The organism is Croceibacterium salegens, from assembly GCF_009827435.1.
Taxonomy (GTDB): domain Bacteria; phylum Pseudomonadota; class Alphaproteobacteria; order Sphingomonadales; family Sphingomonadaceae; genus Croceibacterium_B; species Croceibacterium_B salegens.
The window spans coordinates 158,452-178,255 of sequence record NZ_WTYM01000033.1 but is presented as its reverse complement, the minus strand read 5'-3'; the positions used below and the strand labels follow the sequence as shown (position 1 = coordinate 178,255).

Annotated in this window: 18 protein-coding genes and 1 riboswitch; of the genes, 9 read left to right on the top strand and 9 right to left on the bottom strand. The window is 66.3% G+C overall.

What is annotated here, in order from left to right:
• Positions 1–2: 2 nt before the first annotated feature.
• From GRI89_RS06850 to GRI89_RS06820, 7 genes are all read right to left on the bottom strand, one after another.
• On the bottom strand, positions 3–2,864 hold the full coding sequence (locus GRI89_RS06850) for a 2-oxoglutarate dehydrogenase E1 component (RefSeq protein WP_159793491.1): 2,862 nt from the start codon (positions 2,862–2,864) through the stop codon (positions 3–5).
• A gap of 30 nt (positions 2,865–2,894) precedes the next feature.
• Positions 2,895–3,785 (bottom strand): succinate--CoA ligase subunit alpha, encoded by an 891-nt coding sequence (gene sucD, locus GRI89_RS06845; protein ID WP_159793489.1) that lies wholly within the window; start codon positions 3,783–3,785, stop codon positions 2,895–2,897.
• Positions 3,786–3,794: 9 nt separating this feature from the next.
• Positions 3,795–4,223: a hypothetical protein gene (locus GRI89_RS06840; RefSeq protein ID WP_159793487.1), complete on the bottom strand. Its 429-nt coding sequence runs from the start codon at positions 4,221–4,223 to the stop codon at positions 3,795–3,797.
• 28 nt (positions 4,224–4,251) lie between these two features.
• On the bottom strand, positions 4,252–5,214 hold the full coding sequence (mdh, locus tag GRI89_RS06835) for a malate dehydrogenase (RefSeq protein ID WP_159793485.1): 963 nt from the start codon (positions 5,212–5,214) through the stop codon (positions 4,252–4,254).
• A 278-nt stretch (positions 5,215–5,492) separates the two neighbouring features.
• A complete protein-coding gene (locus GRI89_RS06830; RefSeq protein ID WP_235912846.1) occupies positions 5,493–7,436 on the bottom strand; it encodes a putative bifunctional diguanylate cyclase/phosphodiesterase in 1,944 nt (647 codons plus the stop codon).
• A 117-nt stretch (positions 7,437–7,553) separates the two neighbouring features.
• Positions 7,554–7,862 carry a hypothetical protein gene (locus tag GRI89_RS06825; RefSeq protein WP_159793483.1) on the bottom strand — a complete coding sequence of 103 codons (309 nt, stop codon included), beginning with the start codon at positions 7,860–7,862 and terminating at the stop codon, positions 7,554–7,556.
• Between the two features lie 120 nt (positions 7,863–7,982).
• Positions 7,983–9,122 (bottom strand): cell wall hydrolase, encoded by a 1,140-nt coding sequence (locus GRI89_RS06820; protein ID WP_235912844.1) that lies wholly within the window; start codon positions 9,120–9,122, stop codon positions 7,983–7,985.
• 190 nt (positions 9,123–9,312) lie between these two features.
• A riboswitch (cobalamin riboswitch) is annotated at positions 9,313–9,435 on the top strand.
• Between the two features lie 112 nt (positions 9,436–9,547).
• Between GRI89_RS06820 and GRI89_RS06815 the strand changes: the two genes are divergently transcribed.
• Genes GRI89_RS06815 through GRI89_RS06800 form a run of 4 tightly spaced genes read left to right on the top strand, consistent with a single transcriptional unit; the run spans position 9,548 to position 13,909 of the window.
• On the top strand, positions 9,548–11,422 hold the full coding sequence (locus tag GRI89_RS06815; protein ID WP_328598126.1) for a TonB-dependent receptor plug domain-containing protein: 1,875 nt from the start codon (positions 9,548–9,550) through the stop codon (positions 11,420–11,422).
• A complete protein-coding gene (locus tag GRI89_RS06810) occupies positions 11,419–12,219 on the top strand; it encodes an ABC transporter substrate-binding protein (RefSeq protein WP_159793479.1) in 801 nt (266 codons plus the stop codon). The genes GRI89_RS06815 and GRI89_RS06810 overlap by 4 nt, the downstream gene beginning before the upstream one ends.
• The gene (locus tag GRI89_RS06805) at positions 12,216–13,169 is read left to right on the top strand and encodes a FecCD family ABC transporter permease (protein ID WP_328598125.1); all 954 of its coding nucleotides are present in this window, start codon (positions 12,216–12,218) and stop codon (positions 13,167–13,169) included. Before GRI89_RS06810 ends, GRI89_RS06805 begins: the two co-directional genes overlap by 4 nt.
• Entirely contained in the window at positions 13,169–13,909 is a 741-nt protein-coding gene (locus GRI89_RS06800) for an ABC transporter ATP-binding protein (RefSeq protein ID WP_159793477.1), read from the top strand. The genes GRI89_RS06805 and GRI89_RS06800 overlap by 1 nt, the downstream gene beginning before the upstream one ends.
• Here the strand turns inward: GRI89_RS06800 and thpR are convergent.
• Complete coding sequence (gene thpR, locus GRI89_RS06795; RefSeq protein ID WP_159793475.1) at positions 13,884–14,420, bottom strand: RNA 2',3'-cyclic phosphodiesterase; 537 nt, start codon at positions 14,418–14,420, stop codon at positions 13,884–13,886. The genes GRI89_RS06800 and thpR overlap by 26 nt on opposite strands.
• Before the next feature lie 93 nt (positions 14,421–14,513).
• On the opposite strand from thpR, the gene GRI89_RS06790 reads away from it, so the two are divergent.
• Complete coding sequence (locus GRI89_RS06790; RefSeq protein WP_159793473.1) at positions 14,514–15,854, top strand: surface lipoprotein assembly modifier; 1,341 nt, start codon at positions 14,514–14,516, stop codon at positions 15,852–15,854.
• A gap of 4 nt (positions 15,855–15,858) precedes the next feature.
• Here GRI89_RS06790 and GRI89_RS06785 read toward each other — a convergent pair whose 3' ends face one another.
• Positions 15,859–17,028 carry a GGDEF domain-containing protein gene (locus GRI89_RS06785; protein WP_159793471.1) on the bottom strand — a complete coding sequence of 390 codons (1,170 nt, stop codon included), beginning with the start codon at positions 17,026–17,028 and terminating at the stop codon, positions 15,859–15,861.
• A gap of 298 nt (positions 17,029–17,326) precedes the next feature.
• On the opposite strand from GRI89_RS06785, the gene GRI89_RS18255 reads away from it, so the two are divergent.
• The 4 genes from GRI89_RS18255 to GRI89_RS06765 all read left to right on the top strand — a co-directional run bounded on the left by GRI89_RS18255 (position 17,327) and on the right by GRI89_RS06765 (position 19,800).
• Positions 17,327–17,839: a LuxR C-terminal-related transcriptional regulator gene (locus tag GRI89_RS18255; protein ID WP_159793469.1), complete on the top strand. Its 513-nt coding sequence runs from the start codon at positions 17,327–17,329 to the stop codon at positions 17,837–17,839.
• A 72-nt stretch (positions 17,840–17,911) separates the two neighbouring features.
• Positions 17,912–18,238: a hypothetical protein gene (locus tag GRI89_RS06775; protein WP_159793467.1), complete on the top strand. Its 327-nt coding sequence runs from the start codon at positions 17,912–17,914 to the stop codon at positions 18,236–18,238.
• Between the two features lie 25 nt (positions 18,239–18,263).
• A complete protein-coding gene (locus GRI89_RS06770; RefSeq protein WP_159793465.1) occupies positions 18,264–18,719 on the top strand; it encodes a hypothetical protein in 456 nt (151 codons plus the stop codon).
• 67 nt (positions 18,720–18,786) lie between these two features.
• On the top strand, positions 18,787–19,800 hold the full coding sequence (locus GRI89_RS06765; protein WP_159793463.1) for an N-acetylmuramidase domain-containing protein: 1,014 nt from the start codon (positions 18,787–18,789) through the stop codon (positions 19,798–19,800).
• The last annotated feature ends 4 nt before the right edge of the window (positions 19,801–19,804 follow it).

Sequence of the window (19,804 nt, the reverse complement as noted above, 5' to 3'; positions counted from 1 at the left end):
TCTTACTTTCCCTTGCCCGCCGGCTTGCGGCTGGAACTGGTGCTGAGCTTGCGCTTGGCTTCGCCCTTGTCGCCGATGCCGAGGGCGAGCGAGACGAGCGCGTCCTGCTGTTCGAGGTGACGCTTGGCGAGACCGGTCGCCGGCGAGGCGGCAACGTCGCGCCCGGCATACTTGGGGCGCATACCTTCGTGCCCGGCATCGGTGAGTGCCTGCTCGATCTGGCTTTCGACGAAGAACCACGCGCCGTTGTTCTTCGGCTCTTCCTGGCACCAGACGACGTCTTCGAGGTTGGTCATCCGCTTGAGGCGCACTGCCAGCGGCTCGCCCGGGAACGGGTAGAGCTGCTCGATGCGGACGATCGAGACGTCTTCCAGTTCTTCGGCTGCGCGCTTTTCCATCAGGTCGTAGGCGACCTTGCCCGAACACAGGACGAGCCGGCGGACCTTGTCGTCGGGGATCTCCTTGCGGTCCGACAGGATGCGCTTGAAGTGGCTTTCCTGCGTGAACTCGGAGGCGCTGCTCTTGGCCATCGGGTGCCTCAGCAGGCTCTTCGGCGTCATGATGACCAGCGGCTTGCGGAACGGCCGCAGCATCTGCCGGCGCAGCACGTGGAAGTAGTTCGCCGGGCTGGTGATGTTGCAGACCTGGATGTTGTCGTTGGCGCAGAGTTGCAGGAAGCGCTCGAGCCGGGCGGAAGAGTGCTCCGGACCCTGGCCCTCGTAACCATGCGGCAGCAGCAGCACGAGGCCGTTGGCGCGCAGCCACTTTGCTTCGCCCGCGGCAATGAACTGGTCGATGATGATCTGGGCACCGTTGGCGAAATCGCCGAACTGCGCTTCCCACAGCACCAGCGTCTTGGGGTCGGCGCTGGCGAAACCGTATTCGAAGCCGAGCACGCCGTATTCGGACAGCGGGCTGTCGTAGACCTCGAACTTGCCGTGCGGCAGAGTGGTCAGCGGGATGTACTTGTGCTCATCCTCCTGATCGACCCAGATGGCGTGGCGCTGGCTGAACGTGCCGCGGCCCGAATCCTGGCCCGAGAGGCGCACGCCGAAACCTTCGGTGACGAGACTGCCGTAGGCGAGCGCCTCGGCGGTGGCCCAGTCGAAGCCTTCGCCGTTGGCGAACATCTCGCGCTTGGCGTCGATCACGCGGGCCAGCGTCTTGTGGATGTGCAGGCTGTCGGGAATCGTCGTCAGCGTGCGGCCGAGGCTCTCGAACAGCTTGGTCGAGATCGAGGTGTGGACGTTGCGCCGCGCCGTTTCCGGGTCGGCCGGCTTGTGCAGACCGCTCCAGCGCCCGCCGAACCAGTCGGCCTCGTTGGGCAGGTAGTTCTGCCCGGCCTCGAACTCCTCGCTCAGCAGGTCGTCGAATTCCTTGCGCAGCGCGGGTGCGGTGCCTTCGGTGATGACGCCTTCTTCCTTCAGCCGCTCGGAATAGAGGTCCGAGACGCGCGGGTGCTTGCGGATGCTCGCGTACATCAGCGGCTGGGTGAAGCTCGGCTCGTCGCCCTCGTTGTGGCCGAAGCGGCGGTAGCACCACATGTCGATGACGATGTCGCGCTTGAACTTCTGGCGGTACTCGATCGCCAGCTTGCAGGCGAAGGTCACCGCCTCGGGATCGTCGCCGTTGACGTGCAGGATCGGCGCCTGGACGCCCTTGGCGACGTCCGAGGGGTAGGGACTCGACCGCGCGAACTGCGGGCTGGTGGTGAAGCCGATCTGGTTGTTGATGACGAAGTGCAGGCAACCGCCGGTGTTGTACCCGCGCACGCCGGAAAAGCCGAAGCACTCCCAGACGATGCCTTGTCCGGCGAAGGCCGCGTCGCCGTGAATCAGCACCGGCAGCACTTCCTGGTGCGCCGCGAGGTCCTCGCGGATCGCCTGCTGAGCGCGAACCTTGCCGAGCACCACCGGGTCGACCGCCTCGAGGTGCGAGGGGTTGGGCACGAGGCTCATGTGCACCTTGATGCCGTCGAACTCGCGGTCGGTGCTGGTGCCGAGGTGGTATTTCACGTCGCCCGATCCGCCGACGTCTTCGGGGTTGGCGGTGCCGCCGGAGAATTCGTGGAAGATGACCTTGTAGGGCTTGGCCATCACGTTCGCGAGCACGTTGAGGCGGCCGCGGTGAGCCATGCCGTAAACGATCTCGCGCACGCCGAGCTGGCTGCCGTACTTGATCACCGCTTCGAGCGCCGGGATCATCGATTCACCGCCGTCGAGGCCGAAGCGCTTGGTGCCGACGTACTTCTTGCCGAGGAACTTCTCGTATTCCTCGCCGCGGATCACGGCAGAGAGGATCGCCTTCTTGCCTTCGGGCGTGAAGGTGATGACCTTGTCCGGGCCCTCGATCCGCTCCTGCAGGAAGCGGCGTTCCTGGACGTCGGCGATGTGCATGTATTCCATGCCGACGTGGCCGCAGTAGTTGGCGCGCAGGATCTCGACGAGACGGCGTGGGGTGACCCATTCGAGCCCGAGCGTCCCGCCGACGTAGACCTCGCGGTCGAGCGCCGCACCGGTAAAGCCGTGCCAGTCGAGCTTGAGGTCGTCGGGCAGCTTTTGCTCCGACAGGCCAAGCGGGTCGAGGTTGGCGGCAAGGTGGCCGCGCACGCGGTAGCTGCGGATCAGCAGCATGGCGCGGATCGAATCCCCCGCTGCCTGTTCGATCGCGCCTGCATCGATGGCCTTGCCGGCCTTCGCGGCGGCATCCTTGACCGCGACCTTGAGCGTCGTCGGATCGAGCGCGTCGGTCCAGTCACCGGCCTCGCCGGTCAGCGGCCAGCGCGCGTTCTGCCAGCTCGGTCCGGGCTGCGGGCCGTCCTGGCCGGCCAGTTCGGGGAGGAAATTCTGCGCTTCGTTACCCATCGGGCGTTCCTTGAAGGCAATGAAAGAAGGTTACGAGAGTTCCTTGAGGAACGCGTCGAGAGTGGTGCCGAGTTCGCTGGGCGAGGGCGAGACGCGGATGCCGGCGGCTTCCATCGCGGCGATCTTGTCGTCTGCGCCGCCCTGGCCGCCCGAGACGATGGCGCCGGCGTGGCCCATGCGGCGGCCCGGAGGGGCGGTGCGTCCGGCGATGAAGCCGACGGTTGGCTTGGAGCGGCCCTTCTTTGCCTCGTCGGCGAGGTACTGCGCGGCTTCTTCCTCGGCGCTGCCGCCGATCTCGCCGATCATGATGATCGACTTGGTTTCGTCGTCGGCAAGGAACAGCTCGAGCACGTCGATGAAGTTGGTGCCGTTGACCGGGTCGCCGCCGATGCCGACCGCTGTTGTCTGGCCGAGGCCGACCATGGTGGTCTGGTGGACAGCTTCGTATGTCAGCGTGCCCGAACGGCTGACGACACCGACCGAGCCCTTCTTGAAGATGCTGCCCGGCATGATGCCGATCTTGCATTCGCCCGGGGTCAGCACGCCCGGGCAGTTGGGGCCGATCAGGCGCGAGTTGCTGCCCGAAAGCGCGCGCTTCACCCGCACCATATCGAGCACCGGAATGCCTTCTGTAATGGCGACGATCAGCTCGACCTCGGCGTCGATCGCCTCGAGGATCGAATCCGCGGCGAAGGGCGGGGGAACGTAGATGACCGAGGCGGTCGCCCCGGTGGCGTGCTTGGCCTCGGCGACGGTGTCGAACACCGGCAGCCCGATGTGCGTCTGCCCGCCCTTGCCGGGGGTAACGCCGGCGACCATCTGCGTGCCGTAGTCGAGCGCCTGCTGGGTGTGGAAAGTGCCGGTGTCACCAGTCATCCCCTGAGTAATGACCTTGGTGCTCTTGTCGACGAGGATGGACATCAAAAACTCCTAGAATGCGGCGCCGACGAAGCGGATTTGCGGTTGCTTGGACGTGTTGTCAGGAAAGAATTGAAGGCCACGGGCATTCTTTCCTCCACCGAACATCCAGATCACGCTATCCTTCTGTTCCAGCGGCTTTTGTTTCAGCAAGACCTCGAGCGCAGTACGCATTTCATTTTGCTCTTTTTGTGAAGCAAGCGTCGCCTCAACTACGCAGATTCGGGAAATACCGTCCGCGTCGGCGGGGAATGTTACCCGTACAGGCAGGTTGATTGCGGCATAGCTTCCGTCCGGATCACGTTGCCAGCTTGAATCTTTTTCGAAGCGCGAGGTATCGACACCTTCCTTGCGGGCCGAAAGCGTGCAAGAGGTGGCACCCTTCATCGTCTGTACCGTGGCCGAAGGTTCCTGTGCTTCCGCAGGAAGTCCAACGGCCATTGCGGCAAGCCCGGAAAGTAGAATGACCTTATGCAAGGCTGCTATCGAGCCCCTTGCAGGCCACCAGCAGTTCCTCGACCGCGTCGGTCGAGACCTTGAGGTTGCTCGCCTCTTCGTCCGACAGTTCGATCTCGACGATGTCCTCGATGCCGCCGGCACCGATCACCGCCGGGACGCCGACATAGAGGCCGTCGAGGCCGTACTTGCCTTCGACATAGGCGGCGCAGGGGAGGATGCGCTTCTGGTCGCCCAGGTAGGCTTCGGCCATGGCGATCGCGCTGGTGGCCGGGGCGTAATAGGCGGAGCCGGTCTTGAGCAGGCCCACGATCTCGCCGCCGCCGCCGCGCGTGCGCGTGACGATCTCGTCGATACGCTCGGGCGCGATGCCCTTTATCTTGGCGAGGTCGTTGACCGGGATGCCGCTGATGGTGGTGTAGCTGGTGACCGGGACCATGGTGTCGCCGTGGCCGCCGAGCACGAAGGCGTTCACGTCCTTGACCGAAACGCCGAATTCCCAGGCGAGGAAAGTGGCGAAGCGCGCGGAGTCGAGCACGCCGGCCATGCCGACCACCTTGTTGTGCGGCAGGCCGGAGAACTCGCGCAACGCCCAGACCATCGCGTCGAGCGGGTTGGTGATGCAGATTACGAAGGCGTCGGGGCAGTTGTTCTTGATGCCTTCGCCGACCGCCTTCATCACCGAGAGGTTGATGCCGAGCAGGTCGTCGCGGCTCATTCCCGGCTTGCGCGGCACGCCGGCGGTGACGATGACCACGTCCGCGCCCGCGATGTCGGCATAGTCGTTGGTGCCGGCGATCTTCGCATCGAAGCCCTCGATCGGGCCGCACTGGCTGAGGTCGAGCGCCTTGCCCTGCGGGATGCCTTCCATGATGTCAAACAGGACGATGTCGCCCAGTTCCTTCTTGGCGGCGAGGTGGGCGAGAGTGCCACCGATCATGCCGGAGCCGACGAGGGCGATCTTCTTGCGGGCCATGGGGGTCTTCGATCCTTCACGCTGGGCGGGCGCTCGTGTTCGTACCTGGCGCGCCCCCGCATCCCGCGTGGTAGGGCCGCACCCGAATCCGGGGCCCGCCCTAGGCGTGGTTCCGGGGCAAAACAACCGGCAATTTACCCTATGTCCCGATTATCTTTGCAAACAGTTCGCAATATCAATTAGTGTGCAAACCCGGTGTCTACAAGGTGACGAACGGGCACACGTTCGGTTCCGGCATCGAGGCCGGCCATTCGACAGATTTTGCGGGTAGGCACCGGTCAGCCGGCGAGACGGCTGCCGTTCGGCGTCACGGCGCCGTCCTCGCGCTCCTGCGAGATAAGCATGGCGGCGAGGAAGTCGGGAACGGCGCGGCTGAAGTAGTAGCCCTGGCCGAGCGTGCAGCCGGCCTTGCGCACCGCTTCGACCTGCTCGACTGTCTCGAGGCCTTCGGCGACGATGTCCATCTCCAGCGTCGAGCCCATTTCGGCCACGGCGCGGATGATCGCATCGCTCTTGCGGCCGATGTTCGGGCCGGAGACGAAGCTGCGGTCGACCTTGATTTTCTTGAACGGGAACTGGTTGATGTAACCGAGAGAGGAATAGCCGGTTCCGAAATCATCTAGTGCGAAGCGCACGCCGTGCGAGGAGAGCTCCTCCATGAACCGTTCAGTGTTTTCGCTATCCTCGATGAACAAGCTTTCGGTGACTTCGAGTTCGAGCCGCCAAGGTTCGAGGCCGGCATCGCGGATGGCGTTGAGGATGCCAAGCGCGGCCCCTGGCGCGCGTATCTGCAATGGGGAGAGGTTGACGGCAACAGTCAAGTCCTTGGGCCACTGCGCCGCGGCTTTGGCAGCCTGCGCGGTGATCCAGTTGCCGAGCGTGATGATGACGCCGGTCTCTTCCGCCACCGGGATGAATTCGTCGGGGCGCAGTTCGCCCTTCTCCGGGTGGAACCAGCGCACCAGTGCTTCGAACGTGCGGATCCTGCCGGTCTTGAGGTCGACGATCGGCTGAAAGAAGATCGACAGCTCGTCCTTCTGGATCGCTGCACGCAGCTCGCTTTCGATTTCCTTCTTGCGAACCAGATCGCGGGTCATCGCCTGGTCGAAGAACTGCAACTGGTTCCGGCCGTGGACCTTGGCGTGGTAAAGCGCGAGATCGGCGCCCTGCATGATGGCCTCGATGTCGGGCCCGTCATCGGGCAGCAGCGCGACGCCCATCGAGGCGCCACTGGAGACGCGGTGGCCGTCGATACGGAAGGGGCGCGAGATGTCGCCGATCAGCGCGCTGGCGAGCTGTTCGCTATCTCTGCGGTTTGATACGGCGCAGGCAGCGATGAATTCGTCTCCCCCAAAGCGCGCGATCACCGCGCCTTCGGGCGCAGTGTCGATGATGCGGCGGGCGACTTCGGCCAGGACACCGTCGCCGACCGCATGGCCGAGCGTGTCGTTGATTTCCTTGAACCGGTCGAGATCGAGCCAGAACAGCGCCAGCTTCTGGTCCGCTGGAAGCTGCATCTGCAGTTCGACCAGTTCGTGGTTGAGCCCGGCGCGGTTGAGCAGGCCGGTGACAACGTCGGTACGTGCCTGGACGCGCATCTGGTCGGCCAGTCGCTCGCTGGCGGCAGCGGCGAGGATCTGTTCGCGCAGGACCTTGAAGACGTTCATCGTCACCGATCCCATGCCGAAAATCAGGAACACGATGATGCCGGCAAGGCCGTACATCGAAATGTCACCGACCATGAGGGCGGCGATGAAGATCGGCAGGCCGGTGAGCAGTTGCTGGCCGATCGCCATTCCCGGGCGCCCTGCGTTGCGCGCGGCGATGCCTACCCCGTAAACCAGCGCGTAGCTGACCGTCAGCGTCTGCAAGTGCGCGGAAAAGTCGAACCACAGGACCGCTGCACCGATCATGCCGACGAGGAAGGCGTAGCTCAGCGCGCCGGTTTCGTAGACGATGGCAGCGGTCGCACTGCTTTGTTCGTGATCTTCGAGGTGGTGAGCGAACCAGGCCGAGGCGATCACGCGGATGACGGCGAGCGAGACGAGCGCCAGCGCGAGCACGTCTATCGCGAAATTGTTGGTTTCGTAGGCAGCGATTGCGGCGGCGGCGATACCGCCGAGCGCACCCATGGCGAGGCTGGTCGGCTGGGCATACAGCGAACCGATCAGCTTGTTGCGTACAAGCTGGTCGCGTTCGCCACCGGCGATGCCTCGCGTCAAGGTGCCCAGGATGCGCTTAATCGAAACTACTCCTCGCTCGCATGCGGAGTAGCGGCCAGAGGTCACTTATTGGTTAATTTACGGGTTAGGCATTGCGTAAGCGGCGACCGGTGCCGCTCAGCTTACGTCCCGGGTTTGCGCCGCCAGTTCGCGGGCCATGCGCCGGTCGAGCGTGCGGCAGATGCCGAGCCACCAGCGATAGCCTTCCTTGTCGCCGTTGAACCACGCCGCTTCGGCCTTGGCCCGGGCATGGGCCGCGGCGGCAAGGCCGTGCTCGGCGAAATGGCGCAGCGAGGCGCGCAACATCGCTTCGGTCGATTCGCCGATGCCGTTGTCGTTGCCCGGCCGGGCGATTGCCGCACGCGCCCGGGCGCCGCGCAGGCGGACGCTCATGGCTTGCGGAGGGGCGGCAAAACGGATGCTCATGCGGTCTGTGTCCAAGCAGTGATGCGGCCGGTCAGGCGCATCGGACGACCTTCCTAGCTGCGCTCGGCTAAGTGTTCGTGTGGCGAAATGGTTTCCACCGTCTTACACGCCGCCTTCGCATCAGGTGCCGGGCTGGCGCAACCATTGTCCACTGCGTTCAAGTTCGGGCGAAAGCCCGCCGCCCTGTGGCAGGTTGATGGCCCGGAACAGAGTATCGCCGCCCCGCGCCGTGACCGCCTCGGCGTAGTCGGGTGCCGATACCGAAGCGGTGCGGGCGGTCGAACTTGCACCCTGCTGCAACGCCGGATGCGTCTGTTCGAAGGTCCGCGCCAGGGCCAGCGGGTCGGTCTCGGCTGCCGGGATCGGATCGAAGCTGCGTGGGTGCGGTGCGGCGAGCGGTTCGCCGCCGCGATAGGCGACGGTGAAGGCATTCGACTGCCCGGCGGCGCCCCGCCAGCGATAGAAGATGTGAGCGCCGATCGTCGTCACCCGTTGCAGGCTGTCGGCCCAGTAGGGATGCACGGCGAAGGTGTGGTAGTGGGTCGCGAGACCAACGGGGGCGTAGACGGCGCCGGCCAGCGCCTGGCGCGCGACTTTGCCTGCCCGATCCCAGAACGCGGCCATCGGCTGGCGGTTTAAGGCGCCGTCGCAGGTGAAGGTGAACTGGCAGCCGGTACGCCGCTCCGACCCCTGGAAGACCACGCCGCACACCGTGTTGGGGTAGCTCGGGTGTGCAACGCGGTTGAGCACGACCTGCGCCACCGCGCGCTGCCCGGCATCGGGCTCGGTCGCCGCCTCGTAATAGATTGCCATCGTCAGGCACTTGAGCGCGCGAGCTTCGTCGATGGCGCCGCCCATCGCGCGCAGGGAGCGGGCGGCCGGGCCTGCGCTGTCGCCGGGAACATCGGCAGCGATCATCGCGGTGGCGTCGGAATGGATGTCGCTTTCGCCCGGCATCGGGCGATAACCGCTGTCGTCCATGTAGTAGAAGGCCGAGCCTGGAAAGCTCTCGCCCGGGGTTTCGAACGGCATTGCCGCGGTCTCGACCGGGGCCGGATCGCCGAAGTCGGGCCCCCAGGCCTCCGGCGCGGCCATGGCGGGGAAGGCGATGATCGCCGCGATTGCCGCGTAGCGCAGCCGCATGCCGGTCTTGCTGTGCGTCAGGTAGGTGCGCAAGCGGCCCAGCGGGCTGCGCTCGACGCGGGCGCGGCGGCGGGCGATCAGTTCGGGCGGAGGCCAGGAAGAAGCGGGAGCAGGCATCGGTCCCGCGCGCCTACGCGAGCGCTGTGCATGGCGCATTACCTGCGCGCGCGTCGTCCCGAGGTGGGACGGGGGAAAACAGGGTGTTAAGAACCGCTAGCCTTGCGCCGAGCCTGCGCTGGCCCTATCGCCCGCATCCGTGTCATGGAACGCCCGGGAGACCGGGCCGGGACGGCGTCAAACCGTCCCGAGGGAAGCGGGTTCGAAGCCCGCGCTGCCCCCGCAACTGTGACCGGGGAGCAAGCCGTCCAAGGCGCCACTGCGAAAGCGGGAAGGCGGGCGGCAAGCGACGATCCGGCGAGCCAGGAGACCTGATCGTGACACGTCGTTCCGCGCCGGGCGGGGTGTACCGGAAGCAAGCGTAGGACGGCTCCGCAAGGGCCTTCCCGCCACGAGCGACAGGTTCGTGAGGTGTGGGAGGTTCTGTGCGTAAATACCTATGCAGTATGACTTTCGTGGCGCTGGCAATTCCCGCCTATGCGCAAGATGATGTCAAGATCGTCATCGCCGACCTGCGTTTGCCCGACGAAACGCAGATAACGGTCACCGCAACCGGTACGCGCACCGAGATCGAAGACACGGGCCAACCGGTCACCGTCATCGGCCGCGACGAGATCGAAAGCGTGCAAGGCCACGACGTCACGCGCATTCTTGAGCGTGCGCCCGGAGTCAGCTTCAGCCGCAACGGCGCTCCCGGCAGCTTCACTGGCGTCAGTGTGCGTGGGGCAGCACCGGAACAACTGCTGGTGATGGTCGATGGCGTCAGGGTTGCCGATCCGGCAGCGCCCGGCGGCGGGTTCGATTTCGGCAACCTTGCCGCGGGCAACCTCGCCAAGATCGAGCTGCTGCGCGGCTCCAATTCGACGATCTGGGGCTCTGACGCCATCGGCGGGGTGTTGGTGGCCTCGACGCTTGCCGAGTCCGGCGTGCAGGTGAGCGCCGAATACGGCTCGCGCGACACCGCATACCTTACCGCCTCTGGCGGGGCGGGCGGCGAACACGGCTACCTCGGCGGTTCGGCGGGATGGTACCGGACCGACGGTTTCTCCAGCGCTGCTCACGGCACGGAGCTCGACGGGTTCGAGCAGTGGAGCGCCGACGGGCAGGGACGGATCTACTTCTCCGACAGCTTCGAGATCTTCGCACGCGGGCGCTATGCCGAGGGCGACCTCGAGATCGACGGCTATCCGCCGCCGAGCTACACGCTCTCCGACACCGCCGAGCGGCAGGAGACGCGCCAGTGGTCGACCGCTGCCGGAGCGGTCTACGACAGCGGGGTGCTGTACCTCTCGGGCAGCTATGCCGTGTCCGATACGCAGCGCGACAGCTTCGATCCGGCCATCGGCTCTGCGCCGACGTACACCACCCACGGCCGCTCAGACCGGCTGGCGCTGACAGGCGAATGGCGCGCGATCGGTCCGCTGCTGGTCGACTTTGGCGGCAGCTACGAATGGACCGGTTTTTCGACGCTGTTCGACGCGCGCCGCGAAACGGGCATAGGCGGGACCTACGTCCAGCTCGGCATCGAATACGGTCCGCTCTCGGGCCACGCCGGCGTGCGGCAGGACGAGCACGAGGATTTCGGCGGCGCGACCAGCTTCGGCGCGGACCTGTCGTACGAGGTCGCCCTCGACCTTCGGCTGCGCGCCAGCGTTGGCGAGGGGTTCAAGGCGCCGAGCCTGTTCCAGCTCCTCTCCGACTACGGCAACGCCCAGCTGACGCCCGAACAGAGCACCAGCATGGACCTCGGCCTGATGTGGCACCGTCGCGGGCAGTGGCCCTATGCCGCGGTGACGCTTTACCGCCGCGACAGCGAGGACTTGATCGGCTTCGTCTCGTGCTTCGGCACGACCACCGGCATCTGCGCCGGGCGGCCGTTCGGCACGTACGACAACATCGGCAAGGCGCGCTCGCAGGGTGTGGAGGTCGAGGCGGGGGTCGAAGCGGTCGACGGCTTGACCCTGCTCGGTAGTTACAGCCTGGCCGACAACGAGGACCGGTCGACGGGCAATCCGCTCGCTCGTCGTCCGCGTCATGCGGTCTCGGCCGCGGTCGAATACGACTTCGGCGGCCCGGTGCTCGGCGCGGACCTGCGCTGGGTCTCGCACAGCTTCGACGATGCGGCCGCTACGGTCCGGATTGCACCCTACGCCACGCTCGACCTGACGGCACGGGTGCCGGTCAGCGATCGTTTCGAGCTGTTCGGGCGCGTCGAGAATGTCTGGGACGAGCAGTACCAGACGGCCGTCGGCTATGCCTCGCCGGGGCGCGGCGTGTTCGTCGGAGCGCGGCTCGAATGATCCGAGCGGCCGCGGTCCTCGCGCTGGCCATTGCCGGGTGTGCCCAACCGGCGCCCGCGCCCTCCGAACACCCGACAATCGTCAGCCTCAATCCCTGCGCTGACGCGATCCTTGCCGAGGTGGCCGACCGGGCGCAGTTGCTGGCGCTTTCGCACTACAGCCATGACCCGCGCGCCACCTCCCTGCCGCTGGCGGAGGCGAAGCGCTTCCGCATTACAGGCGGGACGGTCGAGGAAGTGCTGGCGCTGTCACCTGACGTGGTGGTTGGCGACAGCTTCATGGCCCCTGCCACCCGCGCCGCATTCGAACGGCTCGACGTGCGGGTCGAGACCGTCGGGATCGATCTCGCCGTGGCCGACAGCGAGGCGCAGGTCCGGCGGCTGGCGAAGCTCGCCGGTCACCCGGAGCGCGGTGAGGCACTGGTCGGGCGGATCGAGGCTGCCTTGGCCGAGACGCAGCGCACCGGACCGCCGGTTTCGGCGATTTTGTGGCAGCAGGGCGGCATCGTCGCGGGCGGCAATGCGCTCGCCGCCAACCTCATGGTGCACACCGGGTTCACAAGCCAGTCGGCGGCGCGCGGACTGCGGCAGGGCGCCTACCTCCCGCTCGAACGCGTCCTCGCCGACCCGCCACGGTTGATCCTCTCTGCCGGTGACGGGCGCGAGCAGCACCATCCGGCGCTGCGAAAGTTGAAGGGCGTGACTTATGCCGAGGTGGCACCCAACCTGCTCTACTGCGGCGGGCCGACCATTCCGCGCCTGGCGCGGCGGCTGGCGGCGGTGAGGGACAGTCTGTGACACGCCCCGTCCCGCTCCTTCTCGTCGCATTGGCATTGGCAGTACCGCTGTCACTGCTCGCTGGACGCGTGTGGCTCGACCCGGCGAGCACGCCCAACGCCGCCATCATCCTCGGCGAGCTGCGCCTGCCGCGCGCTCTGCTGGCGCTGGTGATAGGCGGCGGACTCGGCGCGGCGGGGGCTGCGATGCAGGGGTACCTGCGCAACCCGCTGGCCGACCCGGGGCTGTTCGGTGTGGCGCCCGGGGCGGCCCTGGGCGCAGTGGTCGCGTTGTGGTTCGGCTTCGCTGCGAGTCCGGTCATGGTGCCGCTGCTGGCGCTCGCAGGGGCGGGCGGAGCGATGGCGTTGCTCGGCCTGATCGCTGGGCGCACGGCGGGCGTGGCGCCGTTCACGCTCGCCGGGGTGATGATCGCCGGGCTGGCCGGGGCGCTCACCAGCCTGGCCATCAGCCTCGCGCCCAACGCCTTCGCGATGAGCGAGATCGTCACCTGGCTGATGGGCGCGCTGACCGATCGCGGCTGGCCCGACATCTGGCTTGCCGCACCGCTGACGCTGGTTGGCATCGTGCTCTTGCGGCTGGCAGGACCGGCTCTCGACGCACTGACGTTGGGTGAGACGGCGGCGCGTTCGCTCGGTGTGAACCCGGCGCGGCTGCAATGGCTTCTGATCGCCGGGGTGGGGCTGACCATTGGTAGTGGTGTCGCGGTTGCCGGGGTGATCGGATTCGTTGGTCTGATCGTCCCGCACCTTGTTCGCCCGCTGACCGACCGGCGGCCTTCCAGCCTGATCGTACCGAGCGCGCTCGCCGGGGCGCTGCTGGTGCTGATCGCCGATGTGGTTTGTCGGATCCTGCCGCTGGTCACCGAACTGCGGCTCGGCATCGCGCTGAGCCTGATCGGCGCGCCGTTCTTCCTTCACCTCCTGCTCAAGATGCGCCGGGGGTTGGCGTGATGCTTGCCGCTCATGAGCTGCAACTCGCTGGACGGCTCGACGGCGTTTCGGCTGTGCTCAAGGCAGGGACCATAACCGCGATCTGCGGTCCGAACGGCGCGGGAAAGTCGAGCCTTCAAGAGGCGCTCGCCGGGCTGTTGCGGACCGAACACGGCGCGGTTCGGCTCGACGATCAGCCGCTTTCCGCCCTGCCGCCGCGCGAGCGGGCGCGGCGCATTGGTTACCTGCCGCAAGCGGGTGAGGTAGCCTGGGACCTGTCGGTGCGAGGGCTCGCCGCGCTTGGCCGCCTTCCTCATGGGGACGAGGCCGCAGGCCCGGTCGATGCCGCTCTGGCGTCGCTCGACTTGGTCGACTTGGCCGACCGCCCGATCTCGACCCTGTCAGGTGGCGAAAAGGCGCGGGCGCTGCTCGCACGGGTGCTAGCCGGGGAGCCGCGCTGGATCCTTGCCGACGAACCGCTCGCGGCGCTCGATATCGGGCACCAGCTTTCCCTGCTCGGCAACCTGCGCGCTGCGGCGGAGGGCGGGACCGGCGTTGTCATCGTGGTTCACGACCTCGCGCTGGCGATGAACCATGCCGATCGCGTGCTGGTGCTGGGCGAGGGGAGGCTGGTCGCCGACGGCCCACCGGCGGAAGCGCTGTCCGAAGCGGTGATCGAGCAAGTCTGGCAGGTCCCGATGCGCTGGATCGGCGGGCCCGGCGCGCGGGCGCTGGTCAGCCGCGCAACGCAAACTGCATGAGCGGCTCGTAGAGCGAACCCTCGGGCCGGAGGTGGCTTTCGTAGAGAATGAAGCGCTCGACCGGCCATGTTTCGGTGTGCAGCGTTCCATGATCCGCCAGCCAAGTTCCGGCCGTCGTTCCGGCGTAGCTCGTCCGGGCCAGCGTGACGTGTGGGGTGAATTTCTTCGTGTCGGGTGGGAAGCCGGCGTGACGGCAGGCGCTGACCACGCGTTGCTGGAGCAGTTTGAGCGGTTTGCTCGGAGCCAGCGCGGCCCACAGTGCACTCACCGCGCCGCGGCGCTCGAAATGGCCGACGCCCGATACTGCCAGCTCGAACGGCGGTGAATGCACTGCGCCAAGGGCATCGAACAGCGCCTCGCCGTTTCGCTCCTCGACCTTGCCGAGGAAGGCCAGCGTCAGGTGCAGCTGGTCGTCGTCCTGCCAGCGCGCGCCGGGCACGCCGCTCATGGTGCCGAGCAAGGCTTCACGGACGGAGGAGGGCGGGCGCAAGGCGACGAACAGGCGCGGCATGGCACCGATGTAACGCCGTGTGGACAATGCGGCCAGACATGCGCGGAATGACTCGACATTCCAGCCGAATAAGCCATGCCCGCGTCAGATCGCATGAAGTCGCCGGGTTACCCTCTTGCCGTGATCTTGCTCGCCGCCACCGTGTTCGCGGCCGGTCCGGCGCGGGCGCAGGATGCCGGTGGGGAGACGGTCGTTGCCAACCTCGATGCGGCTCAAGTCTTCGACCTCGCCGAACAAGCGCGCGCCGCCGGCGATCTCGACACGGCCGAGAAGGCGCTTCGCGCGCTGATGGCCGATCCCGAGATGGAAATCCGCAACGAGGCGCGTTTCCGCCTCGCGCGCATCATGGTCGAGAACGGCGAGCGCTACCGTGAGGCCGCGGTGCTGCTGCGCCAGATCCTCGACGAGCAGCCCGATGCCGGGCGGGTCCGGCTAGAACTGGCGCGCATCCAGGCGCAACTCGGCAACCTGCGCGAGGCCGAGCGCGAGCTGCGCGCGGCACAAGCCGCGGGCCTGCCGCCCGAAGTCGAACGGCTGGTGCGCTTCTACGCTGCAGCGCTCGGCGCGACGCGGACCTCCGGCTTCAACGCCGAACTGGCGCTGGCGCCCGACAGCAACATCAACCGAGCGACCCGCTCGGACACGCTCGAAACCGTCATCGGCGACTTCACGCTGAGCGACGACGCCAAGGCAAAATCGGGGCTGGGCTTGTCCATGCGCGGGCAGGCCTGGGGGCGGGTCGGCGTGGCCAAAGGCCTCGACCTGAACGTCAGCGCCAGCGCAGCCGGGCGGTTCTATCGCGAAAGCTCCTTCGACGACTACGTCGTCTCGCTCCAGGCCGGGCCGCAGCTTCGCTCGGGCGCCGACCAGTTCACGTTATCGGCGACCGGTGCATGGCGATGGTTCGGTCAGTCGCCCTACAGCGTCAGTTATGGCGTGACCGGCGACTATCGCCACCCGACCGGCAAGCGTAGCCAATTGCGGCTCGACGGCACGGCAATCCAGACCGACGACCGGCTCAACGACCTGCGCAGCGCTCGCCGTTACAGCCTCGGCGCGGGGATCGATCGCGCCTTCACTGCGCGCGCGGGCGGCGGAGTGCGGGTCAGCGGCTATCGCGAAGTGGCGAACGACCCGGGCTATTCGACCGCCAACGGCGGCATCGACCTTTACGCCTTCTGCGAACTCGGCAGCACGACGCTGGTTGCGCGGCTCGACTACGATCACCTCGAGGCGGACAAGCGGGTGTTCCTCTATCCCAAGCGCCGCATCGACGACCGCTATTCCGCCGAGCTCAGCGGCACCTTCCGCGCGCTACGGGTCGGTTCGATCGCTCCGTTGTTGCGGCTGCGCTACGAAAAGTCCGCCTCGATCGTGGGGATTTACTCGTACGACCGGGTCTCGGCCGAGATCGGCGTCGCCTCGGCGTTCTAGGCGTTCAGGCGGCGGCCTGCACCACTTGGTCGCGCCCGCCGTGCTTGGCGCGGTAGAGCGCCTCGTCGGCATTGTGCAGCGCCGTTGCGACATCCTGCCCCGGGTCTAGCGCCGCTACCCCGATAGAGGCCGAGACGGAGAGATCGGCGGTGCCGATTTCTGCCGGGATGGTCGCGAAGAGCCTGCGCAGGGATTCCGCCGCCCCGATTGCCGCGGTGCGGTCCGCTCCGGCCAGCACGAGGGCAAACTCCTCGCCGCCAAGGCGCACCGCGCAGTGATCGTCGCCCGGCTGGTCGTGGACGATTTCGCGCATGCAGTCTGCCGCCGCTGCCAGCACCCGGTCGCCGACGGCGTGTCCGAAGCGGTCGTTGATCGCCTTGAAGTGGTCGAGGTCGATCGCCAGCACCTGCCCGCCCTCGCAAAGAAGCGTTTCGCTGCGGCATCCTTCCTCGAAGAAGGCGCGGCGGTTGAGCAGGCCGGTCAGCGGGTCGCGCTGCGAGAGGAATTCGGCGTGCGAAAGCGCGTCGGCCAGTTCGGCATTGGCTTCGGCCAGCGCGTCGGCCAGCTTGTTGTTCTCGAGCATCGTGCGCGAAACCTCGGCCTGCTGCCGGTGCATTCCGTACCCGCCGAGCAGGACGCAGACGAACAGGCCCATCAGCGCCAGCATCAGCGGCGTTCCGGCGGCCGTGCGTTCGATGGCAATAATTGCGCTTAGTGTCGCCAGCAGGCAGCCGCCGAAGGAAACCAGCAGGCGCGGCATGGCCGCCGCCATCACCACGATCAACGGTACTCCGACTCCGACATAGACGACCAGGAGCGCGCCGAGCGGTTCGCTCAGGCCGAAGCGGGCGATGGGCCACAGCACGAGGGCCCATGTGAAACCGGCAAAACCGAGCGAGCGGGCAAATCCTGCGACTTGCGCTTCGACCGCCTGGTTGCGCTCGATGGCCCGCCGCGCAAGCTTGCCGCGCCAGCGGGTCAGGGCGACAGCGGCGGCGCGCAACGCGGCGGCGACGAGAACGAACCGGCCGTAGCTGAGAAACGGTGAGAGCGCGGCGATGAAGACGATTCCGGGCAGGTTGACGAGCAGCGACAGCCGCTCGCGCTCGGCAAGCACCCGCGCACCCTCGGCGAACAGCTCTTCGCGGCTCGGTTGAGCCGGTTCGACCAGCACCTGCGACCCCCAATCTCGCTATCGAAGCGGTAGAATTAGGCGAAAGATCCTTAGGTTTGGCTAACGGTCGTTCGAAGCTGCCCGTTCTGGTCGGCAAAGACGAGACACGTTGCTCCGCCGGCACCTCGCGGCGCGGGCAATTGTGGGGCGCAATTGGTTCGAAAATGGAATAGAATGTCGGTTGCGAGGGCCGTGGGCGCTGTCCCTTTCGCCTCGCATCGCTGTATTTGAATTGCTCAAACTTGCATCGGCGCGCCGCTCACGGCAAACTAGGGGCGATGCCGGGAAATCGAACGCCATGAGGCAGAGCACGACGAGTGAAGAAGGCGAGGCGGGTGGCCTGACACCGAAACAGGTCGAAGTTCTCGACCTATTGATCGAGCACAAGACCTCGAAAGAGATTGCGCGCGAGCTCGATATCTCGCCCTATACCGTCGATCAGCGTATCAATTTTGCCAAAGACAAGCTCGGCGTGCGCACGCGCGGCGAGGCGGCCGTCGCCTATCGCCGCCTTCTCGAGACATACGATCAAATCGCATATGGAAATTCGGGTATCGTGCCTGGGCCGGATTTGCCCGACGAAAGGTCAGGGCCGCAAGGTTCGCTTCCGGAGCCGGCACATTCTGCGACTGTCTCATTTGGCAGTCAGTTGGCTCCGGAAGCGGATTTCCGAGTCGTCCCGGAACTGTTTGATGGCCGTTACGGGACGATTGTCCGCCTCGGTTCGATCGTCGTCATCGCGATGAGCATGATCTTCGTGGTGCTTGGTGGTCTGGCGATTTACTCCGAATTGTCGCAAATTCTTCGTTGATCGACGGCCAGATCTCAGTTCCTTCGACAAACGTTGGGCTCCCCCTGGCCGGGGAGCGAAAGGGAATGAGCTATGACCATGACACTGCCCGTCGCGAGCATGCGCATCACCGGGCATTTCCGCCAAGCCGAAAAGGCGCTCGACGAGGCGTTGCTCAGGCAATCCGAACTGTTTGCGTCGATCGTTTCCGCTCGCACCGAAACCGGCGTTGGACCCTTCGTTGCGCACGATGTCCTGCTGCGCATCGCCAGGTCGCAGCAGTCGCTGCTCGAAGCGGAGGGCGATCTCGCCCGGGCACACGGCCGTATGAAGGACATCGGTCGTGAAAAGATGGGCGCCGATCCGTGTCCGCCGCAAGAGCGCGAAACGCTCCCCGAGGCGGGCCGTCAGGCCGCCTGACGCACGCTAGCCGCAAGGGGTTGCGATGTACTCGCAGTTCATTTTCATCGTCGCACTTGTCTGCCTGTCGGGTTCGGTGGCCTATCGCCGCGGCGGCCCGCCGGAACGCTTTGCCGCGATGGTGATCGTCGGCTGGGTAGCCGCCGATGCGCTTTACCACCTGGTGTTCGGGTTCTCGAACTTCGCCACCGTCGATCCGATTCATATCGTGCTCGACGGTGCCGAGCTTGCCGCGATCATGTGGCTGGCGCTGCGCGCCAACCGGGTTTGGCCAATGTTCGCCGCCGCCGCCCAGGTAATGTGCGTGAGCGGCCACATTGCCGTACTTATCCAGCCGGAAGGCGCAAACCGAGCCTATTGGGCGATGACCCAGCTTCCGCAGTATATCCAGCTCGCCGCGCTGCTGGCCGGCGCCCTGGCGCATGAAAGGCGGGTGCGCTTGATCGGCCGCTATCGCAGCTGGCGCTACAACTGGACCTGACGATTACAAGTACCCCTCCGGGCGAGGCGTGTCCTTGCCGGCTTCGCAACGAACGAGGAGGCCTGACATGTCACGCAACTTCAAGGGCGATCCGACCCCGCTCGGTATTGCGGATTACGAGCGGGCTGCCACCGATCTCGGTTGCAGCGTGGCGGCGATCCGCGCGGTGGCGCAGGTTGAAAGCGCCGGAAACGGCTTCCTGCCCGACGGGCGGCCGAAAATCCTGTTCGAACGGCACATCTTCCATCGCCTGACAAACGGCCAGTTCACCGCAGCCCATCCCGACATCTCGTTCCCGAGCGGCGGCGGCTATCTCGGCAAGGAGCTCGAGTACGGACGGCTCGAGGAGGCCATGGCGCTCGACGAGAAGGCGGCGCTTTCTTCGGCCAGCTGGGGCAAGTTCCAGGTCATGGGCTTCAACCACAAGCTGGTAGGAGAACCGTCCCTCGACACCTTCATCGACACCATGGTCTCGGGCGAGCCGGGACAGCTCAAGTACTTCATCGGCTATATCAAGGCCACCGGGCTGGCCGACGAGCTGCAACGACTCGACTGGCGCGGCTTCGCGCGTGGCTACAACGGTGCCAGTTTTGAGAAATTCAATTACGACAAGAAGATGCAGCGCGCCTTTGAGACATTTTCCGAGGGCGGGGCGCGGACCGATACGCCGATGCCGCTGCTCAAGATCGGGGCCCGCGGACAGGATGTGGTGCACTTGCAGGAGCTGCTCGGGCTGACCACCGATGGCGATTTCGGACCGGCCACCAAGGCACGCGTCGTCGAGTTCCAGAAGTCCAAACGCATGTTCGCCGACGGGATCGTCGGCCAGCAGACCTGGACCGCGCTGCTGGCCAACTCGCGCACTGCCAACATCACCGGTCCGGCGCGGACCCGTCCGCCGCTGCGCGAAGGCGATCGCGGCGAGGATGTGAAGTTCCTGCAGGAGAAGCTCGGCATCAATGCCGACGGCGTGTTCGGCACCGGCACCCAGCTGGCAGTCATCGACTTCCAGCGCGACCACCGCCTGACCGCCGACGGCATCGTCGGGGCGAAGACCTGGGACAAGCTGCTCGGGATCTGAGCCC

Excerpts from the sequence above, each read along its gene's own strand:
- mdh (WP_159793485.1), bottom strand. The coding sequence starts at position 5,214 with ATGGCCCGCAAGAAGATCGCCCTCGTCGGCTCCGGCATGATCGGTGGC.
- thpR (WP_159793475.1), bottom strand. The coding sequence starts at position 14,420 with ATGCCGCGCCTGTTCGTCGCCTTGCGCCCGCCCTCCTCCGTCCGTGAA.
- GRI89_RS18255 (WP_159793469.1), top strand. The coding sequence starts at position 17,327 with ATGAGGCAGAGCACGACGAGTGAAGAAGGCGAGGCGGGTGGCCTGACA.
- GRI89_RS06790 (WP_159793473.1), top strand. The coding sequence starts at position 14,514 with ATGAAGTCGCCGGGTTACCCTCTTGCCGTGATCTTGCTCGCCGCCACC.
- sucD (WP_159793489.1), bottom strand. The coding sequence starts at position 3,785 with ATGTCCATCCTCGTCGACAAGAGCACCAAGGTCATTACTCAGGGGATG.
- GRI89_RS06810 (WP_159793479.1), top strand. The coding sequence starts at position 11,419 with ATGATCCGAGCGGCCGCGGTCCTCGCGCTGGCCATTGCCGGGTGTGCC.
- GRI89_RS06800 (WP_159793477.1), top strand. The coding sequence starts at position 13,169 with ATGCTTGCCGCTCATGAGCTGCAACTCGCTGGACGGCTCGACGGCGTT.
- GRI89_RS06770 (WP_159793465.1), top strand. The coding sequence starts at position 18,264 with ATGTACTCGCAGTTCATTTTCATCGTCGCACTTGTCTGCCTGTCGGGT.
- GRI89_RS06765 (WP_159793463.1), top strand. The coding sequence starts at position 18,787 with ATGTCACGCAACTTCAAGGGCGATCCGACCCCGCTCGGTATTGCGGAT.
- GRI89_RS06840 (WP_159793487.1), bottom strand. The coding sequence starts at position 4,223 with ATGGCCGTTGGACTTCCTGCGGAAGCACAGGAACCTTCGGCCACGGTA.
- GRI89_RS06820 (WP_235912844.1), bottom strand. The coding sequence starts at position 9,122 with ATGCCTGCTCCCGCTTCTTCCTGGCCTCCGCCCGAACTGATCGCCCGC.
- GRI89_RS06850 (WP_159793491.1), bottom strand. The coding sequence starts at position 2,864 with ATGGGTAACGAAGCGCAGAATTTCCTCCCCGAACTGGCCGGCCAGGAC.
- GRI89_RS06775 (WP_159793467.1), top strand. The coding sequence starts at position 17,912 with ATGACCATGACACTGCCCGTCGCGAGCATGCGCATCACCGGGCATTTC.
- GRI89_RS06825 (WP_159793483.1), bottom strand. The coding sequence starts at position 7,862 with ATGAGCATCCGTTTTGCCGCCCCTCCGCAAGCCATGAGCGTCCGCCTG.